A 22,384-nucleotide genomic window follows, 5' to 3' on the forward strand; every position below is an offset into this window, starting at 1 on the left:
CGGCGGGCGATCGCCCGCCGAGGGAGGGAGCGCCGTGCCGGACCGCCAGGCTCTCTCGACCGGCGCGCTGCTGACGCACGCGGTGCTCATCCAGGCCGTCGCCTTCCTGCTGCGGCCGGCCGCCGTCTACCAGGCGATCCAGCTCGACGTGCCGGCCTGGGCGCTCGGGGCGCTCGGCGCCTCGTTCGCGGTGGTGCCGCTGCTGATCGCGCTGCCCGTCGGCGGCCTCGTCGACCGGGTCGGCGCCCGCTTCGTGATGGCCTGCGGCTCTCTGCTGACGATCGCCGCCGCCGGCCTGCTGCTGCTCGCGGGCGGCGGCCTCGTCGGCCTGCTCTGCGGCACCGCCCTGCTCGGCGCCGGCCACCTCGGCTGCGTCGTCGGCCAGCAGGCGGTGGTCGCCGGGGGAGCGGCCGGCACCCGCCTCGACAGCCGCTTCGGCTACTACACCTTCGCCGCGTCGCTCGGTCAGGCGATCGGCCCCGCCTTCATCCCCGTCTTCGCCGGCAGCGCCGTCCGCCCCGACCCGGCCCCGCTGTTCCTCGTCGGAGGCGCGCTCGCCGTCCTCCTCCTCGCCGTCACCACCGCGATCGCCCGGCCCGCACCCCGCGCCACCGCTGAGGCCCCGTCCGAGGGCTCGACATTCGGCCTGCTGCGGATCCCCGGCCTCGCCCGCGCCCTGCTCACCAGCGCGACCGTCGTCGCCGCCGTCGACCTGACCGTCGTCTACCTCCCCGCCCTCGGCGCGGAACGCGGCCTCCCCGCGGGCGTGGTCGGCGCCCTGCTGACCGTCCGCGCCCTCGCCTCGATGGCCTCCCGTCTCCTGCTCGGCGCGACCACCTCCCGCTTCGGCCGCACCCGCGTGATGGTCGCCGGCATCGTCGTCTCCGCCGTCTGCCTGATCCTCACCGCCCTGCCCGCGCCCACGGCGCTGCTCTTCGTCGCCGTCGCCCTGCTGGGCCTCGGCCTCGGCATCGGCCAGCCGATCACCATGTCCTGGCTGATCGAGCGCACCCCCGCCGACCGCCACGGTCGCGCCCTCTCCCTCCGCCTCGCCGGCAACCGCATGGGCCTGATCGCCCTGCCCACCCTCCTCGGCACCATCGCCGCCGCGGCCGGCGCCGGCGGCGTCCTCATCGGCACCGGCGTCGCCGTCGGCTCCACCCTCGTCCTCCTCCGCGGCGTCCGCCTCGACTGACCCGCGCCGCCTCCGAGCCGCCCGCCCACGCCCCGAGTCGCCCGAGAAGGCTCGAATCCGGCCGCGATCCGCGCCTTCTCGGGCGACTCACCCGCTCACTCCAGGCGCACCTCCGCGGCGGACTTGTCGGCGCGCCAGCCGCGCCAGACGGGCTGGCGGAGGGTGCCGCCGGAGGTGCGCTCGCGGTAGCGGACCTCGCCGACGAGGACGGGCTCGACCCAGTGCACGCCGCGGGACTCGGCGGGCGGGACGGACACTGCGGGCTCGTCGGTGGCGTGCTCGGCGAGGCGGTCGACGAGGCCGCGGCGCTCGCGGTCGCTGAAGCCGCTGCCCACCCGGCCGGAGTAGGCCAGGCCGTCATCGCCGGGGAGCGCGGTCAGCAGCGAGCCGACCGAGCCCACCAGGCCGCCCTCGCCCTCGCGCCAGCCGACGATCACCACCTCCTGCACGCGGTGGTGGGTGAGCTTCACCCAGTCGCCGGAGCGGACGCCCGGCCGGTACGCCGCGTCCCGGCGCTTGGCGACCACGCCCTCCAGGCCGAGCGCGAGGCTCGTCGACATCGCCTCCTCCAGGTCGCCGTCGAAGACCGACGGCACGTGCACGCGCTCGTTCTCGGTCGCCAGCTGCTCCAGGGCCGCGCGGCGCTCGTCGTAGGGGCGGCCGATCGCGTCGGTGCCGTCGATCGCCAGCAGGTCGAACAGCATCAGGTGCACCGGAGTCGCGCGCGCCGCCGCCTCGATCTCGCGCGGCTTGGTCAGCCCGCCGCGGGTCTGCAGCCGGCCGAAGTCGGGCCGGCCGCGGTCGTCGAGCGCGACGATCTCACCGTCCAGGACGCAGTCGACCGCCGCCGCCTCGGCGATCGGACCGAGCAGATCGGGGAACGCGGCCGTCAGGTCGTTGCCGTTCCGGCTGGTCAGGGTCACTGCTCCGCCCGCCACCCGCACCAGGGCGCGGTAGCCGTCCCACTTCATCTCGATCGCGGAATCCCCGGGGATGTCCGCCGCGCGGCCGGCGGTGGCGAGCATCGGCCGAAAGGCGGCGGCCGCCGTGATCGGCGCGGCCGCGGAGGACCCCGACGCTCCTGAATCGGTCGGCGCGAAAGCGGACGGCGCCGGCGCGCCGGACCCCGACGACCCCGACGCCCCGGAGGACCCCCCGCCCTTCCGCACCCCGACACCGCGCCCATGCGCCTTCTCCCCGTGCGCCGCGGCCCCCGGCGCCATCAGGTGCAGCAGCCAGTTCTTCTCGTCCCCCTTGCCGCCCTTCGCCCCGGTGTGCAGCAGCGCGTACCGCCGCGGCTCGCCGCCGAGCCCGCCGTCCGGCCGACCGGTCAGAACGGCGATCACCTCCTCGCCCTCGCGCCACTTCTCCAGGGCGTAGGTGCCCTCGTCCCAGATCCGCACCTCCCCGCCGCCGTACTCGCCCGCGGGGATCGTGCCCTCGAAGGTCGCGTACTCGAGCGGGTGGTCCTCCGTCTGGACCGCCAGCCGGTTCGGGTCGCCGTCCAGCGGCGGCCCCTTCGGCACGGCCCAGCTGACCAGGACGCCGTCGTGCTCCAGCCGGAAGTCGTAGTGCAGCCGTCGCGCGTGGTGCTCCTGCACGACGAAGGTGTCGCCCGACGTCGCGATCCCCGCCCCCGGCGAGGGCACCGGCTCCGGAGTCTTCGAGGCGTCGCGCATGCTGCGGTAGGCGGCCAGCCGGTCGGCGGAGGCGTCGGTCGCCGCGAAACCCGCCATCCGCTCCGGCGACGGCTCGAGCCCCGCACCGCGCGCGGCCAGCACCGGTCGCAGCAGGTCGCCGTCGTTCCGCAGCCGCTCGACCACCTCGTCCGGGGCGAGGTGCCGCAGGTCCGCCGCGCCGATCTCCTCCCAGGTGCGCGGCGCGGCGACCCGCGGCAGCAGCCGTCCCCGCAGCGAGTACGGCGCGATCGTCGTCTTCGCGGCGCTGTTCTGGCTCCAGTCGACGAGCACCTTGCCCTCGCGCAGGGTCTTCTTCATGTCGGAGACGACCAGATCGCGGTGGTCGGCCTCGAGCACCTTCGCCAGCTCGTGCGCGACCGAGGAGATCTGATCGCTCGAGGCGGAGGCGTCCAGCGGGCAGTACAGGTGGATGCCCTTGCTGCCGCTGGTCACCGGGAACGGCTCGAGCCCCATCCCCTCCAGCAGGTCCCGCGCCAGGAACGCCACCTCGGCGCACTCGGCCAGCCCCGCCCCCTCACCGGGGTCGAGGTCGAGCACGAGCCGGTCCGGCGGCCGCCGCTCGCCGTCCGAGCCGACCCGCCACTGCGGCACGTGCAGCTCGAGCGCGGCCTGCTGGGCCAGCCAGGTCAGCCCGGCGACGTCGTCGACGAGCGGGTACTCGACGTCGCGCGAGGAGTGCGCGAGCTTCGTCCGGCTGAGCCAGTAGGGCGCGGAGGAGGGCAGGTTCTTCTCGAAGAAGACCTCGCCGGGCTCCTCCGCCGTGCCGACCCCGTCGACCCAGCGCTTGCGGGTGACCGGCCGGCGGGCGAGGTGCGGCAGCATCGCGGAGGCGACCGACGCGTAGTAGGAGAGGACGTCGGCCTTGGTGAACCCCGCCTCCGGATAGACCACCTTGTCGAGGTTGGTCAGCCGCAGACGCCGCCCACCCACCGACACGAGCTGCTGCGAGGAGGGGGTCATGACTCCATGGTGGCGTCGCCCGTCCGCCGCCGGGGAGGGAGTTGCGCCGACGGGGGAGGATCACGGCGAGGGCGACGGTGTGGAGGAGTGTCTCGCGGCCCGCGCACGGCTGCACTGGATAGCCTGACGATCACCCCCACTTCCTCGACAAGGAGCCCCCGTGCCCGAGACGATCACCGACATCCCGCTCACCACGATCGACGGATCCTCGTCGACGCTCGCCGACTACGCGCCGGTGAAGCTCATCGTCAACGTCGCCTCCCGCTGCGGCCTCGCCCCTCAGTACGAGAAGCTCGAGGCGCTGCAGAAGCAGTACGGCGACCGCGGCTTCACGGTGCTCGGCTTCCCGAGCAACCAGTTCCTGCAGGAGCTCAGCGACTCCGACAAGATCAAGGAGTACTGCTCCACCACCTGGGGCGTCACCTTCCCGATGTTCGAGAAGGTCAAGGTCAACGGCCGCTCGGCGCACCCGCTCTACGCGGAGCTGACCAAGACCGAGGACGAGGCGGGCAAGGCCGGCAAGGTGAAGTGGAACTTCGAGAAGTTCCTGATCACCGCGGACGGCACCGTGCACCGCTTCCGCCCGACGGTCGAGCCCGACGACCCGCGGATCGTCCAGCTGATCGAGGCGTCGCTCCCCGCCTGATCGAGGCGGCTGCGGATCCGATCCAACGGCGGCGCGGGATCGACCCCGCCGCGGCGGTCCTAGCGGGCGCGCAGTCCCTCGGCGATCCGCGCCTCCGCGGGCTCGACGCCCTCGGGGCAGACGATGTCCGAGACCTCGAACGGCGTCGCGCGGGTGAAGGGGATCATCTCGATCCCGTCGACGTGGCGCAGAAGGACGAGCGCACTGTCGCCGTCGCGGAGGGTGCGGCGGACCTGCCGCAGGAAGACGCCGGCCATCTCGAGCTCGACCGTGAAGATCCGGCCGCTCACGTCGATCCGGCAGCCGAGCACCGGCTGCGAGTCGGTCGAGGCGGAGTCGGGAGCGTGGCGGACGGCGATCGGCTCGTCCTTGCGCAGGGAGCCTCCCGTCCCGGTCAGGGTGGGTGCTGCGACTGCTCGCGCGGTATCGGTCATCGTCGTCTCCGTCCGTGGTCGCGACCGACGGAGAACCGCCCGGTCACTGTCCTCAGACGCTACGTCGTGACCCTGTGATGGGGGGTGGGGTTGACGGATCCGGTCACGGGGGAGAAGGCGGCGGGCTCAGGAGCCCTGGCGCGTCTCCTCGGGCTCCGGGAGGACGGACAGCTCGCCGTGCATGCTCGCGACGCTCAGCATCTGCTCGATCCACGCGCGGTTGAGCTTGGGCTGGTGCGTCTCGGCGAAGCGGAAGTGCAGCGGCACCGACGGGTGCAGCCAGACCGAGCTGCGGCCGTGGCCGGTGGAGGCGTCCTCGGTCCAGGAGAGCGAGAAGGCCTCGTTGCGCCGCAGCTTCGACAGCACGGCGACCTTGAGGTGGGCGAGGACCCGCTCCTCGAACTCGATCTCGAGATTCTGCGGTCCATAGGTCAGCGTGGCCACGGGCGCCCTTCGTCAGTGCGAGCCGCCCACGGCGGACAGCTCCTCGGGGACGGTAACCGGTGGAGCCCCTCCACGCGGAATCGGCGGACAGACACGCCGATGCCCCATTGACAGCCCGGGCCGCGCCCCCTAGTCGAGGGCCGCTTCACCCGCTTGCTGGTCGAGCAGCCCCGGAGGGGCGTATCGAGACCCACCGTCCCCAGCATGGCGGGTCTGCAGACTCGTCCTTCTGGCGCTGGTGGATCTCGATACGCCCGCTCCGCGCGCTACTCGATCAGCATGGGCAGGCCACTCGCCAGTGCGTCGAAGAAGCGTGATCCCACAGACACATGCTGGTCGAGTAGCCCCGAAGGGGTGTATCGAGACCCACCGTCCCCAGCAGGGCGGGTCTGCAGACTCGTCCTTCTGGCGCTGGTGGATCTCGATACGCCCGCTCCGCGGGCTACTCGATCAGCATGGGCAGGCCACTCGCCAGTGCGTCGAAGAAGCGTGATCCCACAGACCCATGCTGGTCGAGTAGCCCCGAAGGGGCGTATCGAGACCCGCCGTCATCAGCAGGGCGGGTCTGCAGACTCGTCCTCTCGAGGCGGGTGGATCTCGATACGCCCGCTGCGCGGGCTACTCGATCAGCATGGGGTTCCCCACTGACGAGGTGACCTTTCCCGCATCCCGGACGCACTCCGCTCGGACGTTCGGCTCGCGCTTCCGCTCTGGGCTCGCGATCTCGGCGCATTTCAGCGTGCCGGAGGTGTTTCCGCGTGCCGGAGCTCGCGCGTCGAAACGTCCGGCTCGTGCTTCCACCCCGGGCTCGCGGTTCCGGCGCATTCCAGCGTGCCGGAACCGATTCCGCGTGCCGGAGGTCCGGCACAGCCTGGACCCGCGCCCGGCCGCCGTCCGGCGCGACCGGGTAGCATCGCAGGGCCTGTTCCGGCGGACGAAAGCGACGAGGCCATGAAAACGCGAGTCATCTTCTACCTCATCGGCGGCGTCCTGCTCCTCGGCGCCGGCATCAGCTCGCTCGGCGACGGGGCGTCCGTGCCGGACATCATCACCATCCTGTGCGGCGTGCTGATCCTCGCCCTCGCCGGCTGGCAGTACCGCCGCTCGCACGGCCCCGACGAGCGCACGCCCGGCGACGACGTCGAGCGCCCCCACCGCTAGTTCGCGCTCCGCCGACCGGCGGGCACGACCCGCTCCCGCTCCGCCGCCGGCCCCGGGGCAGCGATCCACCCACGCGTGAGCCCGGCCGCGAGCAGCCCGCAGCCCGCGCGTGACCCCGGCCGCGCGCAGCCCGCAGCGCGCCCTACCCGCGCGCCAGCAGCAGCCGGTACGGCGCCGCCCGCTCCACGCGCCAGCCCTCCGGCGCCAGCACGCGCAGCTCCGGAGCCGTGTAGCTCCGCCGCACCGACAGCGACCCGTCGTAGTGCAGGAACGACCCCGCCGCGATCGGCCGGGTCGCCGCCGCGTACGCGGTGTACGCCAGCCGCGAGCGCTCGATGTCGTTGTGCAGGGCGCGCGGAGCGAGTCGCTCGCTGTCCTCGAGCAGCGCGCGGAGAGCCTCCGCCGGCAGGTGGTGCAGCAGGTGGTTCGACGTCACGATGTCGTACTGCGCGCCCTCGGCCACCAGCTCGGCGCTGCTCGCCCGCCGGAACTCGAGCCCGGCCGGCGCCGGTGTCGACGTCGCGAACGCGAACGCCCGCTCGTCCGGATCGATCGCGGTGATCGCGAGCCGCAGCCCGTCCGCGTGCGCCCAGTCGGCCAGCGAGCGCGCGATGTCGCCGCCGCCCGAGCCGATGTCGAGCAGCCGCAGGGGCTCCTCGCTCCGGAACAGCGGGCGCAGCCGGGTCCGGTAGAGCCGCCGCCAGCCGGAGACGAGCCGGTTCACCGTGCCGAACCGCGCGTAGGTCGCGTCGAGCAGCGCGCGGTCGCAGGACGGATCGTCCATCAGCTCCTGCGCGTCCGTCTCCCGGTGCCGGAGATCGGGGACGAGCGGCGCGTGGGCGCTCACGCCCCGCCGCGCTTGGTCAGCAGCGCCATCTCGACGGTCAGCCCCGGCCCGAACGCCATCGCGCCGATCCGCTCGCCGTCGGCCGCCTCGCCGTGCAGAAGGCGGCGCAGGATGAACAGCACGGTCGCGCTCGACATGTTCCCGACCGTCCGCAGCACCTCGCGCGAGGGCCGCATCTGCTCGTCCGAGAGGCCGATCGCCGACTGCACGCGGTCGAGGATGCTCCGGCCGCCGGGGTGCACGGCCCAGCGCTGCACGTCCGCGGCGCCGACTCCGCCGAGGCCGAGCATCGGCTCGAGCGCGGCCGTGATGTTCGTGCCGATGATGGACGGCACGTAGGTGCTCAGCCGCATGGTGAAGCCGTGGTCGCCGATCGTCCAGGCCATCTCGTCCTCGCCCTCGGGGGTGAGGGTCGTGTCGAGCTCGTCGATGTCGAGCACCGCGGTGCCCGGCTCCGGCGCGCGGGCGGTGACGACCGCGGCGGCGGCCCCGTCGGCGAAGACGGAGGTGGCGACGATCTGCTCCGCGTCGCTCGAGCTGGTCAGGTGGATGCTGCAGAGCTCCGCCGCGACGACCAGCACGACGGCTGACGGGTCCGCCTCGCAGAACGCGCGGGCGGCGCGGAGCCCGGGGAAGGCGCCGTAGCAGCCCATGAAGCCGAGGTGGAAGCGCTGCGTCGAGACCCGCAGCCCGAGCGCGCGGACCAGCTGGTAGTCGGGCCCGGGCGCGTAGAAGCCGGTGCAGGAGACGGTGACCACGTGCGTGACCTCGTCCGGCGCGAAGCCGGCCGCCTCGAGCGCGCGCCGGGCCGCCTGCGCGAACAGCTCCGGAGCGCGGGCCGTGTAGACGGCGTTGCGCGCGGCCGTGCCCGGGTCGAGCAGGAGGCCGGAGCGGGCGTCGTAGAAGGTGCTCTCGCCCTCGCGCTCCTCGCCGTCCAGCTCGTCGACGACCGTGTGCCGGGTGTCGATCCCCGAGGCGTTGAAGGCCGCGCCGATCAGCCGCGACCCGAGGCGGGTGACGGCGGGCTGCGCGGCGAAGAGGTCGCGGAGCGCCGGCTGGTGCAGGACCGTGGGCGGGACGGCCGTCTCGATGCTGCGGATGTGGACGCTCACCCGCGGGAACCTACCGCACGTTCCTGCGGGTGAGCGGCGCTCCGGAGGCTCCGCGCGGCGGTGCTCAGAGGATCGGCTTCCCGCCGGTGACGGCGATCGTCGAGCCGCTCATGTAGCTGGCGTCGTCCGAGGCGAGCAGCACGTAGGCGTGCGCGACCTCGGCGGGCTGGCCGGGGCGGCCGAGCGGGACCTGCTCGCCGAACGAGGCGACGGCCTCCGGCGGCATGGTCGCCGGGATCAGCGGGGTCCAGATCGGGCCCGGGGCGACCGCGTTCGCGCGGATCCCCTTCTCGCCGAGGGCCTGCGCGAGCGAGGCGGTCATGCTGAGCATCGCGGCCTTCGTCGCCGCGTAGGGCAGCAGCTGGTACGACGGCTGATCCGACTGGACCGAGCTCGTCGCGATGATCGAGGCGCCGCTCGTCAGGTGCGGCAGCGCGGACTTGACCAGGTGGAAGTAGGCGCTGATGTTCGTCGCGATCGTGCGGTTCCACTCCTCGTCGGGGATGTCGGTGACCTCCTCGCGGCTCATCTGGAACGCCGCGTTGCTGACGAGCACCTCGAGGTGGCCGAGCTTCTCGACGGTCTCGGCGACGACGGAGCGGCAGTGCGCCGGGTCCTGCAGATCGCCGGGGAGGAGCAGCGCCTCGCGGCCCGCCTCGCGCACCCACTTCGCGGTGTCCTCGGCGTCCTCGTGCTCGTTCAGGTAGGAGATCGCGACGTCGGCGCCCTCGCGGGCGAACGCGATCGCGACGGCCTTGCCGATGCCGCTGTCGGCGCCGGTGACCAGCGCGACCTTGCCGCGCAGGCGGTCGGAGCCGCGGTAGCTGGTCTCGCCGTGGTCGGCCTTCGGCGTCAGCTCGGCCTCGGTACCGGGCGGGGTCTGCTCAGGGGATTCCGGAGTCATGATGCTCCCTCTCGTCGTGGGTCGGTCCCTCCATGCAAGCCGCTCGCGCCGCGCGGTGAAACGGGGTTGACGCCCGTCCCCGCCGCTCCGCCCGCGGCCGAGCGCGAGCATGCTGGTCGAGCAGCCCCGCAGGGCCCCCATGCTGGTCGAGTAGCCCCGCAGGGCCCCCATGCTGGTCGAGTAGCCCCGAAGGGGCCCCATGCTGGTCGAGTAGCCCCGAAGGGGCGTATCGAGACCCACCGTCATCAGCACGCTGATTCTGCAGACCCCACTTGCTGACCACGGCGGATCCACTGGAGAGAGCCGCCCGCAGACATGCTGGTCGAGTAGCCCCGCAGGGGCGTATCGAGACCCACCCACCGCCAGCGGTCGGGCCCTGCAGACCCACCTTCTGACCACGGTGGATCTCGATACGCCCGCTGCGCGGGCTACTCGATCAGCATGATTCGTCGCCGTCCGTCGACCGCAGGAATGCTCCCCGCCCGTCGATCCGCGCCGTCAAGCCCGAGACACCGGGAGCCGCCGGGGAGTTGACTGAGCCGACGCTCCGCACCGGGGCGCACGAGGAGGCCGACATGAGCACGCCCACCGATCGGGGCCCCGGCTCCGACAGCAGCGACCCGACCCGCAGCGACCGCGACGCGACCGCCCGCTTCGACACGACGAGCACCGCCTCGAGCACCCCCGGCACGGGAGCGACCGCCACGGGCGCCACCGCGACCACCGCCCCCGACGACCAGCCCGCCGCGCACCGCGCCCCCGTCGACTCCGCCGAGGCCGCGAAGGCCCGCACCGCCGCCCGCAAGGACATCCACCAGCGCGAGAAGGACCGCTTCGGCGGCCTCAAGATCGGCTGCGCCTTCTTCGGCTGGCTCGCCGCGACCGGCCTCGCGGTCATCCTCACCGCCCTGGTCACCGCGATCGGCGCGGCCGTCGTCGGCACGCAGGACGTCACGGCCGACCTGGCCGCGGACCCCGCCGCCTTCGGCTGGGTCGGCGCGATCGCGCTGCTCGTGATCCTCCTCGTGGCCTACTACTCCGGCGGCTACGTCGCCGGCCGGATGGCCCGCTTCAGCGGCGCCAAGCAGGGCGTCGCAGTCTGGGCCTGGGCCGTCGTCGTCGCGATCGTCGTCGGCATCGTCTCCGCGCTCACCGGAGGCAGCCAGATCCTCTCCGCCGTCAGCGGCTTCCCGCAGATCCCGCTCGACGCGGGCGACGCCACCGTCACCGCGATCGTCACGGTGCTCGCCGCCCTGGTCGTCTCCCTGATCGGCGCCGTCCTCGGCGGCCTCGCCGGCATGCGGTTCCACCGCCGCGTCGACCGCGAGGGCCTCTCGGGCCTGGCCGTCTGACCCCGGCCCTCCCCGCGAGATGCCACTTGGGTACGCCTCACTCGGCGTGTCGCGTACCGAACCGGCATCTCGCGGACTGCCGCCGGGGCTCGGACCCCCGGCCGTCTCCGCGAGATGCCACTTATGAGCTCCTGCCTCGGCGTGTCGCCCTCATAAGTGGCATCTCGCGGACAGCCGCCGCACGCGCGCCCCTGCCCTCCCCGCGAGATGCCACTTGCGTACGCCTCTCTCGGCGTGTCGCGTACCGAACTGGCATCTCGCGGACTGCCGCCGGAGCTCGCACCCCCGGCCGTCTCCGCGAGATGCCACTTGTGAGCTCGTGCCTCGGCGTGTCGCCCTCATAAGTGGCATCTCGCGGGAGGGGGCTCTCGCCTACGCTCGTGCGGGTGGAGAACGCGCGCGCCGGCAGGCTGAGCAGTGAGCTGGCGGGGTGGGCGGCGCCCGCGGCGCTCGCCGGGCTCCGGGACGAGTACCTCGCCTTCCTCGCGGCGCGCGGCGACGCGGCCCTCGAGCGCGACGGCGGTCCCGAGCACGTCACCGCGAGCTGCTTCGTGCTCTCGCCCGCACTCGACCGCGTGCTGCTCTGCTACCACCGCAAGGGCCGCTTCTGGGTGCAGCTCGGCGGGCACGTCGAGTCGGCCGACGCCTCCGTCCCCGCCGCCGCCGAGCGCGAGGCCCGGGAGGAGAGCGGTCTGCCGGCCCTCACCCTGCTCGGCGACGTCCCGCTCGACCTCGACCGGCACGGCCTCGGCGGCGGCTTCGGCCGCTGCAGCACTCACTGGGACATCGGCTACGGCGCGATCGCCGACCCCGCGCAGCCCTTCGCCGTCAGCGACGAGAGCGACGCCCTGGCCTGGTGGCCGGTCGACGCCCTGCCCGAGGACGTCCCGCCCGGCTTCCCGGAGCGCCTCGCCGGCGCGCTGGCGGCGGCCCGCCGGCTCTGACGCCCCAGCGACGCACCCTCGACCGCCCCCGATGCGGCACGATGAACGCATGCCCGACCCCGCGCGCCCCGTCGTCGTCCTCGCCGGAGCGAGCGGCTTCCTCGGCACCGACCTCGCCCGCCGCTTCGAGGCCGACGGCTGGTCCGTCCGCCGGATCGGCCGCTCCGGCCCCGACGCCCGCTGGGGCGACACGGCCGCGATCACCCGGGCCCTCGACGGCGCCCGCCTCCTCGTCAACCTCGCGGGCAAGAGCGTCGACTGCCGCTACACCGCCGCCAACCGCGCCGAGATCCTGCGCTCCCGGATCGACACCACGCAGGAGCTGCACCGGGCCGTCGCGGCCGCCGCGACCCCGCCGCCGGTCTGGATGAACGCGAGCACGGCCACGATCTACCGCCACGAGGAGGAGCGCGCCAACACCGAGCGGGACGGCGTGCTCGGCGAGGGCTTCTCGGTCGACGTCGCACGCGCCTGGGAGGAGGCCTTCTTCGCCGGCGAGACCCCCGGCGTCCGCCGCCTCGCCCTCCGCATGACGATCGTGCTCGGCGACGGCCCGGCCACCGGCATCCTGCTGAAGCTCGCCCGGCTCGGCCTCGGCGGCCCGCAGTTCGACGGCCGCTGGCCCGCCACCCGCGCCCGGCGCGCGGCCGGCGTGCACCACGAGTACCGCCCCACCCACGGCCGCCAGCACTTCAGCTGGATCCACGTCGAGGACGTGTACCGCTCGATCCGCTTCTTGGAGGAGCAGCCCCTGGACGGCCCCGTGAACCTCGCCGCGCCGAACCCCAGCGACAACACCGAGCTCTCCCGCCTGCTGCGCGCCGCGGTCGGCCGACGGATCGGCCTGCCCGCTCCGCGCTTCGTCCTCGAGCCGGCGACCTTCGCCCTGCGCACCGAGTCCGAGCTGCTGCTGAAGAGCCGCTGGGTGGTCCCCGGCCGCCTCGAGGAGGCCGGCTTCACCTTCGCCCACCCCGACCTCGGCGAGGCCCTCCGCGACATCGTCGCGACCGCGCGCTGACCCCGGGCCGGGACCGCCCGCCCTCCCGACACCGCCCTCCCGACACCGGCGCCCCGCCCCCGCCGCGCCCCTACCCGATCCCCCCGGGTACTCATCGCACGCGCTCGGATGCTAACGTCACCATGCCTGCAACGGCCCGGATCACCGTGTCGCGGCACGAGGCGGCCCTGCGCTCCGTGAACGGTCACGGATCGTCGCGGCGCCGCCGACTCCGCCGGGCACCGCCGACGAAGGAAGCAGCGCACCGTGGGATCCAGCGACAGCACGGCCCGGCGAACCGCGGCCGGAAGCGTCGAGGTCCGTGCCCGGCGCGTCGACGGGACGACCGTCGGATTCCGCGCCGTGCTGATCGCGACCGGCGACGGCCGCCTCGTCGTCGCGGACAGCACTCCCGTCCCGACGGGCTGGCGGTTCACCGGCGCCGCGGACGAGCTGCTCGAGGTCCGCCTCCCCGCCCGCCCCGAGCTGCGCGACGTGAGCGTCGTCTACACGACGACCCTCGACAACCTCGACCACGTCGTCGTCCCGGACACCGGCCGCTGGCACATGAACAGCAGCCACCCGATCTCCGCCTGGCGCTTCAGCGGCGACCTGCAGGTGCGCGCGAACTCGCTGAAGACGCCGGTCTACGTCTTCGAGCGGCTCGGCGGCGGCGTCCACGGCGTGGGCGTGATCGCCGCGCCCACGGAGATGGACATCACCCTGCACGAGCCCGCCTCGAACCGGGCGCTGAACGTGCACTTCCGCCGGCTGCGGGTGGAGTTCACGCTGCTCCACCTCGCCGACACCGCGGAGGCCGGTGACGACGGCGAGGCCGTGCACCGGTTCTGGATCGCCGTCCTCCCCGCGTCGCAGCACGCCGACTGGCGCTCGGTGCTGCGGCGGTTCTCCGCCTGCGAGCGGCTGGCCCTGGACGTGCGCTACTCCACCCGCCCCGAGGCACTCGAGCCGTACTGGTGCACCTGGGTCGACTGGAGCTCCGAGCACGTCACGCAGGAGCTCGTCCTGCGGAACGCCCGCCTCGCCGCGGAGCTGGGGATCCCGAACATCGTCATCGACGACGGCTGGTTCGGCCGCGGACTGGACTCGAGCTACGACGTGCCGATGGACATCGGCGACTGGACCCCCGATCCGGTCAAGTACCCGGACCTGCCGTGGCTGATCGAGTCGATCCACGCGCTCGGCAGCCGGGTGATCATCTGGTGCGCCCCGCACGCCGTCGGTCCCGCCTCCGCGGCGTTCGGGCGGGTCGGCGACCTCCTCGTCCAGGACGCTCTCGGTGCCCCGATCCTGAACCCGACGATGTTCTACTCGCTGTGCTTCCGCAGCGAGCGCGCCCGGCGGGTCATGGTCGACGTCGTGCGGGACCTCTTCCGGCGCCACCCTTTCGACGGCGTCAAGTACGACCTCTTCAACTGGCTGCCGTCCGAGGAGTGCGAGTCCCCCGAGCACGCGCACGACCTCGGCTCGACGATCGTCGGACTGCACCGCGTCCTCGCCGAGTGCGCGGCGATCACCGAGGCGCAGCCGCGGCCGGTCGTCGTCGAGATGAAGCAGGACTACGCCACCGCCGCCATCGCCGGGCTCGGCTCGGTCGTGCGCGGCGGCGACTCCCCGTACGCGTCGCGGACCAACCTCGTGCGGATGGACTACATCCAGGCCCGGGGGATGCCGGGGCTGAACGACTACCAGACCTTCCCCCGCTCGGCGTCGCCCGCCGAGGTGTGCGTCATCGCCCTGCGGATGGTCGCCGGGGGAGTCCCCGCCTGGGGACGCGACCTCACCGCGCTCGATCCGGGCCAGCGCGTCTGCCTCCTCCGCGTGCACCGCTGGTACCGCGCGCTCCTGCACCACGGCGCCGGCGCCCACCGCGAGAGCGACCGGGACGGCGTGCTCCTGCTCCGCACGGACGTCGGCGTCGTCCTGATCTGCACCGAGCCGGGCCGCGTCGTGACCGTGCCGGCCGACTGCTGCCAGATCGTGAACGCGACCCTCTCGACCGAGCTGGTCCTGCGCTCGGAGCAGAAGCGGACCGTCCTCGGCACGCGCTCGATCCTCGCCGAGGTCTGCGTCCCCCGGCTGCGCTCCCTCCCGAGCGGCGTCCACCGCCTGGACCTCGGCACCGGGACCGTGCTCACGCTCGCCGTCGAGCTCCGGCCGCACCCCACCGACGCCGACGGAGGCACCCGATGACCGCCCGCACCCGCACCGCGCCCACCGCCCGCACCCTCCGCACCGCCCGGCCCTCCCCGCGCCGGCTCCGCCGCGCCCTCGGCGTCGCCTCCGTCCTCACCGCCGTCCTCCTCGCCACCGCCTGCACGGCGCCGGGCGAGGAGACCGTCGACGTCGTCATCGGCTACCAGTCCAGGACCATCAACACCGTGACGGCCGGCACGCTGCTCCGCGAGCGCGGCTTCTTCGAGAAGGGCCTCGAGGAGCTCGGCGGCGGCGGCGTGCGCTACCGCGTGACCTGGCAGGACTACGACACCGGCGCCCCGATCACCGCGCAGATGCTCGCGGAGAAGGTCGACCTCGGCTCGATGGGCGACTTCCCCCTCGTCGTCAACGCATCGACGACGAGGCCGCACGAGCGGGCGCGGACCGAGCTGATCGCGGTCACGGCCTACAGCATCGACGGCGGCCTGAACGGGATCGTCGTCCCCGCCTCCTCCGACGCCGACGGCATCGAGGACCTCCGCGGCGCCTCGATCTCCACGAGCACGGGCTCCGCCGGCGACGGCCTCCTCTCGCGCGTCCTGCGTGGCGCCGGCCTCGCCGCGTCGGACGTCACCCGGGTGAACCAGGCGCCGAGCGTCGGTGCCTCCGCACTGACGGCCGGATCCGTCGACGCCGTCTCCCAGTTCACCTCCTGGCCCGGGCTGATGGTCCACGACGGCGGCGCCCGCCTCCTCGTCGACGGCGCCGCCACCCGCGCGCCCACCTTCCACGGAGTCGTCGTGCGCAGCGCCTTCGCCGAGGAGCGGCCGGAGGTCGTCGACGCCTTCCTCTCCGCGATGATCGAGGCGACCGGCTTCCTGCACGCCGATCCGCTCCGGGCGTCGACGATCGTCGCGGAGGAGACCGGCCTGCCGGTCGAGGTCGTGCACCTCTACAACGGGGCCGGCGGCATCGCCACCTTCGATCCGACGCTGAAGCAGCCGCTCCTGGACGCGCTCGCGGAGGACGCCGAGTACCTCGACGCGTCGGGCGTCCCGGTCGACTTCGACGCCGGGTCCTTCGCGGACGACTCCGCCCTCCGCGCCGCGTGGGGCGACGGCTACGACGCGGCGGCCGAGTCGCTCGAGAACCCGGCGGTCCAGCTCGTCCGCGACGAGGACTGCCCGGTGACCGAGTGGGCCGCCGCGACCGCGTCCGAGGCGTGGCCGGCCGGCGAGGAGCGGACCGTGTTCCACGCGACCCCGGAGTGCCTCCTCGCGGCGCTCGCCTCCTCGCCCCTCCCGCCGCGGGCGGCCTACGTGCCCGACCACAGCACGGGCACGCGCTGGTTCGCCGACCGGTCGGAGTGGGTCCACGTCCCCGGCGCGGAGGCGGGCCACCGCCTGCTGCCGTTCGCCACGCGCTCCGCGGCGCAGGAGTTCCTCGACGCGGAGCCCGGCGGCGAGCGTGTGACGTTCGAGGAAGCGCTGGACCGTGCGCGTGCGCTCTGAGACGGCCGACGCGACCGCGAGCGTCACCGCGCCCGCGTCGGCACCGCACCGGACCACGGCCCTGAGGATCGCCACGCGTCTGGGCACCGTCGCGCTCGCGCTCCTGCTGTGGCAGCTGCTGACCACCGGCGGTGCGCGGCTCTGGCTGTCCTTCGACACGCTGCCGCCGCCGACCGAGGTGCTCGCCGCGCTGCAGGCCCAGATCGCGACCGGCGCGCTCCACCAGGACGTGCTGGCGAGTCTCGGCCGGATCGGCGCCGGCGTCGTCCTCGCCGGCGTCCTCGGCACGGTCGTCGGCGTCGCGGTCGCCCGGAGCGGCTTCGCCGACGCCAGCATCGGCACCCTCGTGGCGATCGCCCGTCCGATCCCGGCCATCGCGCTGGTTCCGATCGCGATCCTGCTCTTCCCGACCAGCGAGCAGGGCATCGTGGCGATCACGTTCGCGGCCGCGTTCTTCCCGGTCGCGGTGAGCACCCGGCACGCGGTCCGCGCCCTGCCCGCGTCGTGGGAGGACGCCGTGCGCACGATGGGCGGCGGTCGCCTCCAGGTGCTGGCCCGCGTCGTCCTGCCCGGCGCGCTGCCCGGGATCGTCGCGGGCCTCTCGGTCGGCGTCGGCGTCGCCTGGGTCTGCGTCGTCTCCGCGGAGATGATCTCCGGGCAGTTCGGCATCGGCTACCGGACCTGGCAGTCCTACACCGTCGTGGACTACCCGGCGGTCGTCGCCGGGATGACGGTGATCGGGGTGCTGGGCTGGCTGACCTCCGCGGCCGTCGAGCGGCTCGGCCGGCGCGCGACCTCCTGGCTGCCGCGGGGCGACGCATGAGCGGCGGCGAGGAGCTCCGGATGGAGGAGCTCACCGTCACCCTGGCGGGCCGGCCCGTCCTCGCGGACCTCTCCTTCTCGGTCGGCGCCGGCGAGATCGTCACGGTCCTCGGTCCCTCCGGCTGCGGCAAGTCGACGCTCCTGCGCGTCCTCGCCGGGCTGCAGCCGGCCTCGGGCGGAGTCGTCCGGGCCGGCGGCGCGGTCGTCACCGGACCGCACGCGAGCCGGGCGATGGCCTTCCAGGACGACGCCCTCCTCCCGTGGCGGACCGTGCGCCGCAACGTCGAGCTGCCGCTGCTGCTCCAGGGCGTCGGGCGCGCCGAGCGGCGGACCCGGGTGGACGAGCTGCTGGCGAGCGTGGGCATGGCCGACTCCGCGCACCTGCTGCCCAAGCAGCTGTCAGGAGGCATGCGCCAGCGCGCGCAGATCGCCCGGACGCTCGTGGCCGATCCACGCGTCGTCCTCCTGGACGAGCCGTTCAGCGCCCTCGATCTGCACAGCCGCCGGATCGCCCAGGACGTGCTCCTGCGGCAGTGGAGCCGCTGCACCCCGACGATCGTCTTCGTCACGCACGACGTCGACGAGGCGGTCCGCCTCGGGCAGCGCACCCTCGTGCTGTCCGCGCGGCCCGCGACGATCGCCCTCGAGCGCCGGCGACCCGAGGCGGCGCCGGGCGACGGCGACGAGCGGCTCCGCGAGCACGCCGCGAGACTGACCCGGGCGCTGGCCGCCGGGCCCGCCGCCCCCGGCCTGCGCTTCGACCCCGCCGAGTCCCCCGCCTCCGCAGTGCCCGCCTCCGCAGTCCCGCACCCGCGACCCCCGCACCCTCCGAGAAGAGCTGACCTCCCGTGCCGCAGAATCTGAGCATCGTCGTCCCCGCCTACAACGTCGAGGCCTACCTCCCCGAGTGCCTCGCCTCCCTGGCGGACCGGGACGACGTGGGCGAGGTCGTCGTGGTCGACGACGGCTCGACCGACGGCACCCTCGCTCTGGCCCGCGCCTTCGCGGCGTCGCAGCCGCGCGTCACGGTCCTCAGCGAGGAGCACCGCGGCCTGAGCGCCACCCGCAACACCGGGGTCGCCGCCGCGCAGGGCGAGTTCCTCGCCTTCTGCGACGCCGACGACCGGGTGCCGGCCGGCGCCTACGACCACCTCCTCCGCGCCCTCGGCGCGAGCGGATCCGACTTCGCGTCCGGCGACGTGCGGCGCTTCGACTCCGCCCGGGTCTGGGCGCACCCGCGCTACCGCGACGTCTTCGCCGCGACCCGGCTCGGGACGCACCTCACCCGCGATCCCGCGCTGATCCTCGACCGGATGTCCTGGAACAAGGTGTTCCGCCGCTCGTTCTGGGACCGCTCCGGGCTGGCGTTCCAGCTGGCGGAGTACGAGGACGGCCCGGTCATGATCGAGGCGCACCTGCGCGCCGCCTCGGTCGACGTCGTCTCGGAGGTGGTCTACCACTGGCGGGTGCGCGAGTCCGGCCCGCACTCGATCACGCAGCGCCTGCACGAGCCGGCGAACGCGGCGGCCCGGATGACGATGGCGGTCGAGACCGCGCTCGTCCTGCAGCGCCTCGCGCCGGAGCTCCTGCCGGAGCTGGCGCTGGACATCGTGCACGGCGACATGCGGGTCGTCGCGAACGCCGTGCAGCGCGGCACCGGCGACGCGATCGGGGTCGCCGTCGCGCGGGCCTGCGACTTCCTCGACCTCCTGCCCCCGGGGCTGCTCGAGGAGCTCTCGGAGGAGGACGCGCTGATGGTCGCGCGGTTCCGACGGAGCGACCTCGCGGCGATCCGCAGCGACGCCCCCGGCCACGACCCGACCGGACGGACCCCGCCGCGATGACGGCCGCGCGCGAGAGCGTCCGGCGGATCCTGCGGGCGAACCCGGACTACCGCCGCGTCTTCCTCGCCCAGATCGTCAGCCAGGGCGGCGACTGGTTCACGATGATCCCGCTGATCGTCCTGCTCCAGCGCCTCACCGGCGACGGCGCCCTCGGCGCGCTGCTGCTCGCGGCCGAGACCGCGGTCATCGCCGTGCTCTCGCTCTGGGCCGGCGGGCTCGTCGACCGCACGTCGCGCCGGACGGTGCTGGTCGTCACGCAGGCGGGGTCGGCGCTCGCCGTGCTGCCGCTGTTCCTGCTGCAGTCGGCGGCGACCGCGTGGCTCGCGGTGCTCACCTTCGCGCTGCTCGCGGCGGGCAAGGCGTTCTTCACCCCGGCCGTGAACGCGATCGTGCCGCAGATCGTGCCGAGGGAGAGCCTGCTCGTCGCGAGCACCGGGCTGAACTCGGTCTGGGGAGTGATGCTCGCGCTCGGCGCCTCCCTGGGCGGCATCGCCTCCGCGCTCGTCTCGCCGTACTTCTGCTTCGCGATCACCGCGGTCGCCTACGGGTTCTCCGCGCTGCTCCTGCTCGGCCTGCCCGCGGCGCGCGGCGCCGAGCGCGGGGCGGGGCAGGGGGCCGAGCGCGAGGCCGGGCGCCGCGGAGGAGCGGCCCGCTTCGCCCGCGACGTCCGCGAGGTCGCCGCCTTCTGCCGCTCCGACCGGCGGATCCCGGCCCTGCTGCTGGCGAAGCCCGGCAGCCACCTCGGCAACGGCGCCATCGCGCTCTTCCCGGCGCTGGCTCTGACGATGGCGGCGGATCCCGCCGTCGCCGCGAGCCTCCTCTTCGCCGCGCGCGGCGTCGGCGCCGTGATCGGGCCCCGCGTCGCGCGGTTCGCGGCGGAGCGCTCGCCCGACCTGCGCGGCGGGATCGTCGCGGCCGTGCTCCTCTTCGGCCTCGGCTACGCCCTGACGTCGATCAGCACCTCGGTCGTCCTCGCGATCGCCCTCGTCCTGCTGGCCCACATCGGCGGCAGCATGAACGCGAGTGTCAGCGGCTACGGCCTGCAGTCGATCACCGCGAACGACCTGCGCGGCCGCGTCTTCGCCGTCGACAACATGATCGCCATGCTCGCGATCGCCCTCAGCCAGGCCCTGGTCTCGCTCGGGATCCTGCTCCTCGAGCCGCGCACCGTCATGGCCCTGTGCAGCGTTGTCGTCCTCGGCTGCGCGGCGCTCTGGTGGTCCGCGACCCGCCGCACGCCCCTCCGCACCGCCTGACCCCTGCTGCCCCGCTCCACTCTCCAAGAGTTGTCGTACCGGCGCCTCCGCTGCGACGACTCGTGAGGAGCCGTCCGCCGACGCCGCGCCGACTCTCCAGGAGTCGTCGTACCCGTGCGGCGGGTACGACGACTCTTGAGGAGCGAGCGGGCGGGCGCGGGGCGTCAGCGCCCGGCGACCCGCAGCGCGATGTCGCGGCGGTACTGGCCGCCGTCGAGGGTGATCAGGTCGAGGGCGCGGTAGGCCCGCTCGCGCGCCTCGGCGAAGTCGGCGCCGCGGGCGACGACGTTCAGCACCCGGCCGCCAGTGGCGACGAAGCGGCCGTCGACCAGCTGGGTCGCGGCGTGCGCGAGGGTGACGCCGGGGACCTCGGCCGCCGCCTCCAGGCCGCCGAGGACGCGCCCGGTGGCGGCGTTCTCGGGGTAGCCCTCGCTGGCGAGCACGACCGTCACGGCGACGTCCTCCGAGAAGGCCGGCCACGGCACGGACGCGAGCGCACCGGTCGCCGCCGCGAAGAGCAGCGCCGAGAGCGGGGAGACCAGGCGCGGCAGCACGACCTGGGTCTCCGGGTCGCCGAAGCGCGCGTTGAACTCGATCACGCGGATGCCGGCGTCGGTGACGATGAGGCCGCAGTAGAGGAGTCCGACGAACGGGGTGCGCTCGCGCTCGAGCTGGCGGATGGTCGGGATGGCGACGGTGTCGATGACCTCGTCGACGAACGCGCGATCGCTCTCCCAGCGGTCGGCGAGCCAGGGGAGCGGGGAGTAGGCGCCCATGCCGCCGGTGTTCGGGCCCTCGTCGCCGTCGGCGAGGCGCTTGTAGTCCTGGGCGGGCGAGAGCGGGACGACGTCGTGGCCGTCGGAGAGGAGGAAGAGCGAGACCTCCTGGCCGGCCAGGAACTCCTCGATCAGCACGTCGCCCGACTGCAGCCAGAACTCGGCGTGCGCGACGGCGGCGGTGCGCGACTCGGTCACCAGCACGCCCTTGCCTGCGGCGAGGCCGTCGGCCTTGACGACGTAGGGGGCGCCGAACTCGTCGATGACGCGCGTCGCGTCGACGAGCGTCGAGACGCGGGTCGCCCGGCCGGTGGGGACGCGCGCCATGTCCATCACGCGCTTGGCGAAGGTCTTCGAGCCCTCGAGGGCGGCGGCCGCACGGTCGGGGCCGAAGGTGGGGATGCGGCGGCGGCGCAGGGCGTCGGCGACTCCCGCGACGAGGGGCGCCTCCGGCCCGATGACGACGAGCTCGATGCCCTGCTCGACCGCGAAGTCGCTGACCAGACGCGGGCTGTTGGTGTCGAAGTGGATGACCTCCACGTCGCGCGCGATCCCCGCGTTGCCGGGGGCGGCGATGATCTCGTGCGCCTCCTCCTCCGCGAGCAGGGCGGTGATGATGGCGTGCTCACGGGCACCCGAGCCGAGGACGAGGATCTTCACCCTGACAGGATAGGCCCGCCCCGGAGCGCCCCCGCCCGCCGCGCGCCCCGTCGCCGCGCGCCCCCTCCCTCCTCCGCGAGATGCCACTTGTGCGCACCTTCTGCGGCGTGTCGCGTGCACAAGTGGCATCTCGCGGAGCCGGCGGGCACCGGGCGGCACGGCAGACTGGACGCATGGCCAAGGGGAAGATCGACGAGGCGACCGGGCAGGACGCCGTGCGGGCGGCGCTCGCCGGCGGGGCCGACCGCAACACGACGGCGACCGCCGTGCGCTTCCTCCTGCAGATCATCGAGACGAACGTCCCGGGCCGCAGCGTCGAGGTCCGCGTGCCGCCGTTCGGTGCCGCCCAGTGCGTCGAGGGCCCGGGCCACACCCGCGGCACTCCGCCGAACGTGATCGAGATGGACGCCGCCACCTGGCTGCCGCTCGCGACCGGCTCCCTGCCCTGGAGCGAGGGCCTCGCGAGCGGCCGGATCCACGCCTCGGGCGTGCGCGCCGACCTCTCGCCGTTCCTGCCATTGCTGCACGTCCGCCGACCGTCGGCGAATTAACATCTCGTAAACGCACCGCCGCCGCCCCGATCGACGTTTGACGGGCAGGCCCGCGTCGGGTTGTCTGGGAAAGTTCCCCCACTGCGGCAG

At 74.1% G+C, this 22,384-nt stretch carries 20 protein-coding genes; 13 read left to right on the forward strand and 7 right to left on the reverse strand.

The window, feature by feature from the left end; all coding sequences use genetic code 11:
* Positions 1-34: 34 nt before the first annotated feature.
* Complete coding sequence (locus EDF17_RS18115; RefSeq protein ID WP_243732964.1) at positions 35-1,195, forward strand: MFS transporter; 1,161 nt, start codon at positions 35-37, stop codon at positions 1,193-1,195.
* A 95-nt stretch (positions 1,196-1,290) separates the two neighbouring features.
* Here EDF17_RS18115 and EDF17_RS18120 read toward each other — a convergent pair whose 3' ends face one another.
* On the reverse strand, positions 1,291-3,855 hold the full coding sequence (locus EDF17_RS18120; protein ID WP_123448040.1) for an ATP-dependent DNA ligase: 2,565 nt from the start codon (positions 3,853-3,855) through the stop codon (positions 1,291-1,293).
* 160 nt (positions 3,856-4,015) lie between these two features.
* On the opposite strand from EDF17_RS18120, the gene EDF17_RS18125 reads away from it, so the two are divergent.
* On the forward strand, positions 4,016-4,501 hold the full coding sequence (locus EDF17_RS18125) for a glutathione peroxidase (protein WP_123448041.1): 486 nt from the start codon (positions 4,016-4,018) through the stop codon (positions 4,499-4,501).
* 59 nt (positions 4,502-4,560) lie between these two features.
* On the opposite strand, the gene EDF17_RS18130 is transcribed toward EDF17_RS18125, so the two are convergent.
* Positions 4,561-4,935, reverse strand: a complete 375-nt coding sequence (locus tag EDF17_RS18130) for a hypothetical protein (RefSeq protein ID WP_123448042.1) — start codon at positions 4,933-4,935, stop codon at positions 4,561-4,563.
* A gap of 126 nt (positions 4,936-5,061) precedes the next feature.
* A complete protein-coding gene (locus tag EDF17_RS18135) occupies positions 5,062-5,379 on the reverse strand; it encodes a hypothetical protein (RefSeq protein WP_123448043.1) in 318 nt (105 codons plus the stop codon).
* A 951-nt stretch (positions 5,380-6,330) separates the two neighbouring features.
* On the opposite strand from EDF17_RS18135, the gene EDF17_RS18140 reads away from it, so the two are divergent.
* On the forward strand, positions 6,331-6,540 hold the full coding sequence (locus EDF17_RS18140; RefSeq protein ID WP_123448044.1) for a hypothetical protein: 210 nt from the start codon (positions 6,331-6,333) through the stop codon (positions 6,538-6,540).
* Positions 6,541-6,682: 142 nt separating this feature from the next.
* On the opposite strand, the gene EDF17_RS18145 is transcribed toward EDF17_RS18140, so the two are convergent.
* The 3 genes from EDF17_RS18145 to EDF17_RS18155 all read right to left on the reverse strand — a co-directional run bounded on the left by EDF17_RS18145 (position 6,683) and on the right by EDF17_RS18155 (position 9,403).
* Complete coding sequence (locus tag EDF17_RS18145) at positions 6,683-7,387, reverse strand: methyltransferase domain-containing protein (protein WP_243732965.1); 705 nt, start codon at positions 7,385-7,387, stop codon at positions 6,683-6,685.
* Complete coding sequence (locus EDF17_RS18150) at positions 7,384-8,499, reverse strand: 3-oxoacyl-[acyl-carrier-protein] synthase III C-terminal domain-containing protein (protein WP_123448045.1); 1,116 nt, start codon at positions 8,497-8,499, stop codon at positions 7,384-7,386. Before EDF17_RS18150 ends, EDF17_RS18145 begins: the two co-directional genes overlap by 4 nt.
* A 64-nt stretch (positions 8,500-8,563) precedes the next feature.
* Positions 8,564-9,403, reverse strand: a complete 840-nt coding sequence (locus EDF17_RS18155) for an SDR family oxidoreductase (RefSeq protein ID WP_123448046.1) — start codon at positions 9,401-9,403, stop codon at positions 8,564-8,566.
* 575 nt (positions 9,404-9,978) lie between these two features.
* On the opposite strand from EDF17_RS18155, the gene EDF17_RS18160 reads away from it, so the two are divergent.
* The 9 genes from EDF17_RS18160 (at position 9,979) to EDF17_RS18200 (ending at position 20,307) form a co-directional block, all read left to right on the forward strand.
* On the forward strand, positions 9,979-10,755 hold the full coding sequence (locus EDF17_RS18160; RefSeq protein WP_123448047.1) for a hypothetical protein: 777 nt from the start codon (positions 9,979-9,981) through the stop codon (positions 10,753-10,755).
* Between the two features lie 386 nt (positions 10,756-11,141).
* Positions 11,142-11,699 carry an NUDIX domain-containing protein gene (locus tag EDF17_RS18165; protein WP_123448048.1) on the forward strand — a complete coding sequence of 186 codons (558 nt, stop codon included), beginning with the start codon at positions 11,142-11,144 and terminating at the stop codon, positions 11,697-11,699.
* A 49-nt stretch (positions 11,700-11,748) separates the two neighbouring features.
* The gene (locus tag EDF17_RS18170) at positions 11,749-12,717 is read left to right on the forward strand and encodes a DUF1731 domain-containing protein (protein ID WP_123448049.1); all 969 of its coding nucleotides are present in this window, start codon (positions 11,749-11,751) and stop codon (positions 12,715-12,717) included.
* Positions 12,718-12,963: 246 nt separating this feature from the next.
* On the forward strand, positions 12,964-14,910 hold the full coding sequence (locus EDF17_RS18175; RefSeq protein WP_123448050.1) for an alpha-galactosidase: 1,947 nt from the start codon (positions 12,964-12,966) through the stop codon (positions 14,908-14,910).
* Positions 14,907-16,385, forward strand: a complete 1,479-nt coding sequence (locus EDF17_RS18180) for an ABC transporter substrate-binding protein (RefSeq protein ID WP_123448051.1) — start codon at positions 14,907-14,909, stop codon at positions 16,383-16,385. Before EDF17_RS18175 ends, EDF17_RS18180 begins: the two co-directional genes overlap by 4 nt.
* Positions 16,375-17,208: an ABC transporter permease gene (locus tag EDF17_RS18185; RefSeq protein WP_185020018.1), complete on the forward strand. Its 834-nt coding sequence runs from the start codon at positions 16,375-16,377 to the stop codon at positions 17,206-17,208. Before EDF17_RS18180 ends, EDF17_RS18185 begins: the two co-directional genes overlap by 11 nt.
* Positions 17,209-17,228: 20 nt before the next feature.
* A complete protein-coding gene (locus EDF17_RS18190; protein WP_208110651.1) occupies positions 17,229-18,071 on the forward strand; it encodes an ABC transporter ATP-binding protein in 843 nt (280 codons plus the stop codon).
* Positions 18,056-19,051 (forward strand): glycosyltransferase family 2 protein, encoded by a 996-nt coding sequence (locus EDF17_RS18195; RefSeq protein ID WP_123448053.1) that lies wholly within the window; start codon positions 18,056-18,058, stop codon positions 19,049-19,051. Before EDF17_RS18190 ends, EDF17_RS18195 begins: the two co-directional genes overlap by 16 nt.
* Positions 19,048-20,307, forward strand: a complete 1,260-nt coding sequence (locus EDF17_RS18200; RefSeq protein WP_123448054.1) for an MFS transporter — start codon at positions 19,048-19,050, stop codon at positions 20,305-20,307. Before EDF17_RS18195 ends, EDF17_RS18200 begins: the two co-directional genes overlap by 4 nt.
* Before the next feature lie 164 nt (positions 20,308-20,471).
* Here EDF17_RS18200 and purD read toward each other — a convergent pair whose 3' ends face one another.
* Positions 20,472-21,743 (reverse strand): phosphoribosylamine--glycine ligase, encoded by a 1,272-nt coding sequence (purD, locus tag EDF17_RS18205; RefSeq protein ID WP_123448055.1) that lies wholly within the window; start codon positions 21,741-21,743, stop codon positions 20,472-20,474.
* Positions 21,744-21,916: 173 nt separating this feature from the next.
* On the opposite strand from purD, the gene EDF17_RS18210 reads away from it, so the two are divergent.
* Positions 21,917-22,294, forward strand: coding sequence for a sterol carrier family protein (locus tag EDF17_RS18210; RefSeq protein WP_123448056.1), 378 nt, complete (start codon positions 21,917-21,919; stop codon positions 22,292-22,294).
* Positions 22,295-22,384 lie beyond the last annotated feature (90 nt).

This window comes from Rathayibacter sp. PhB1, assembly GCF_004362935.1.
In the GTDB taxonomy this organism is placed as follows: Bacteria; Actinomycetota; Actinomycetes; order Actinomycetales; family Microbacteriaceae; genus Rathayibacter; species Rathayibacter festucae.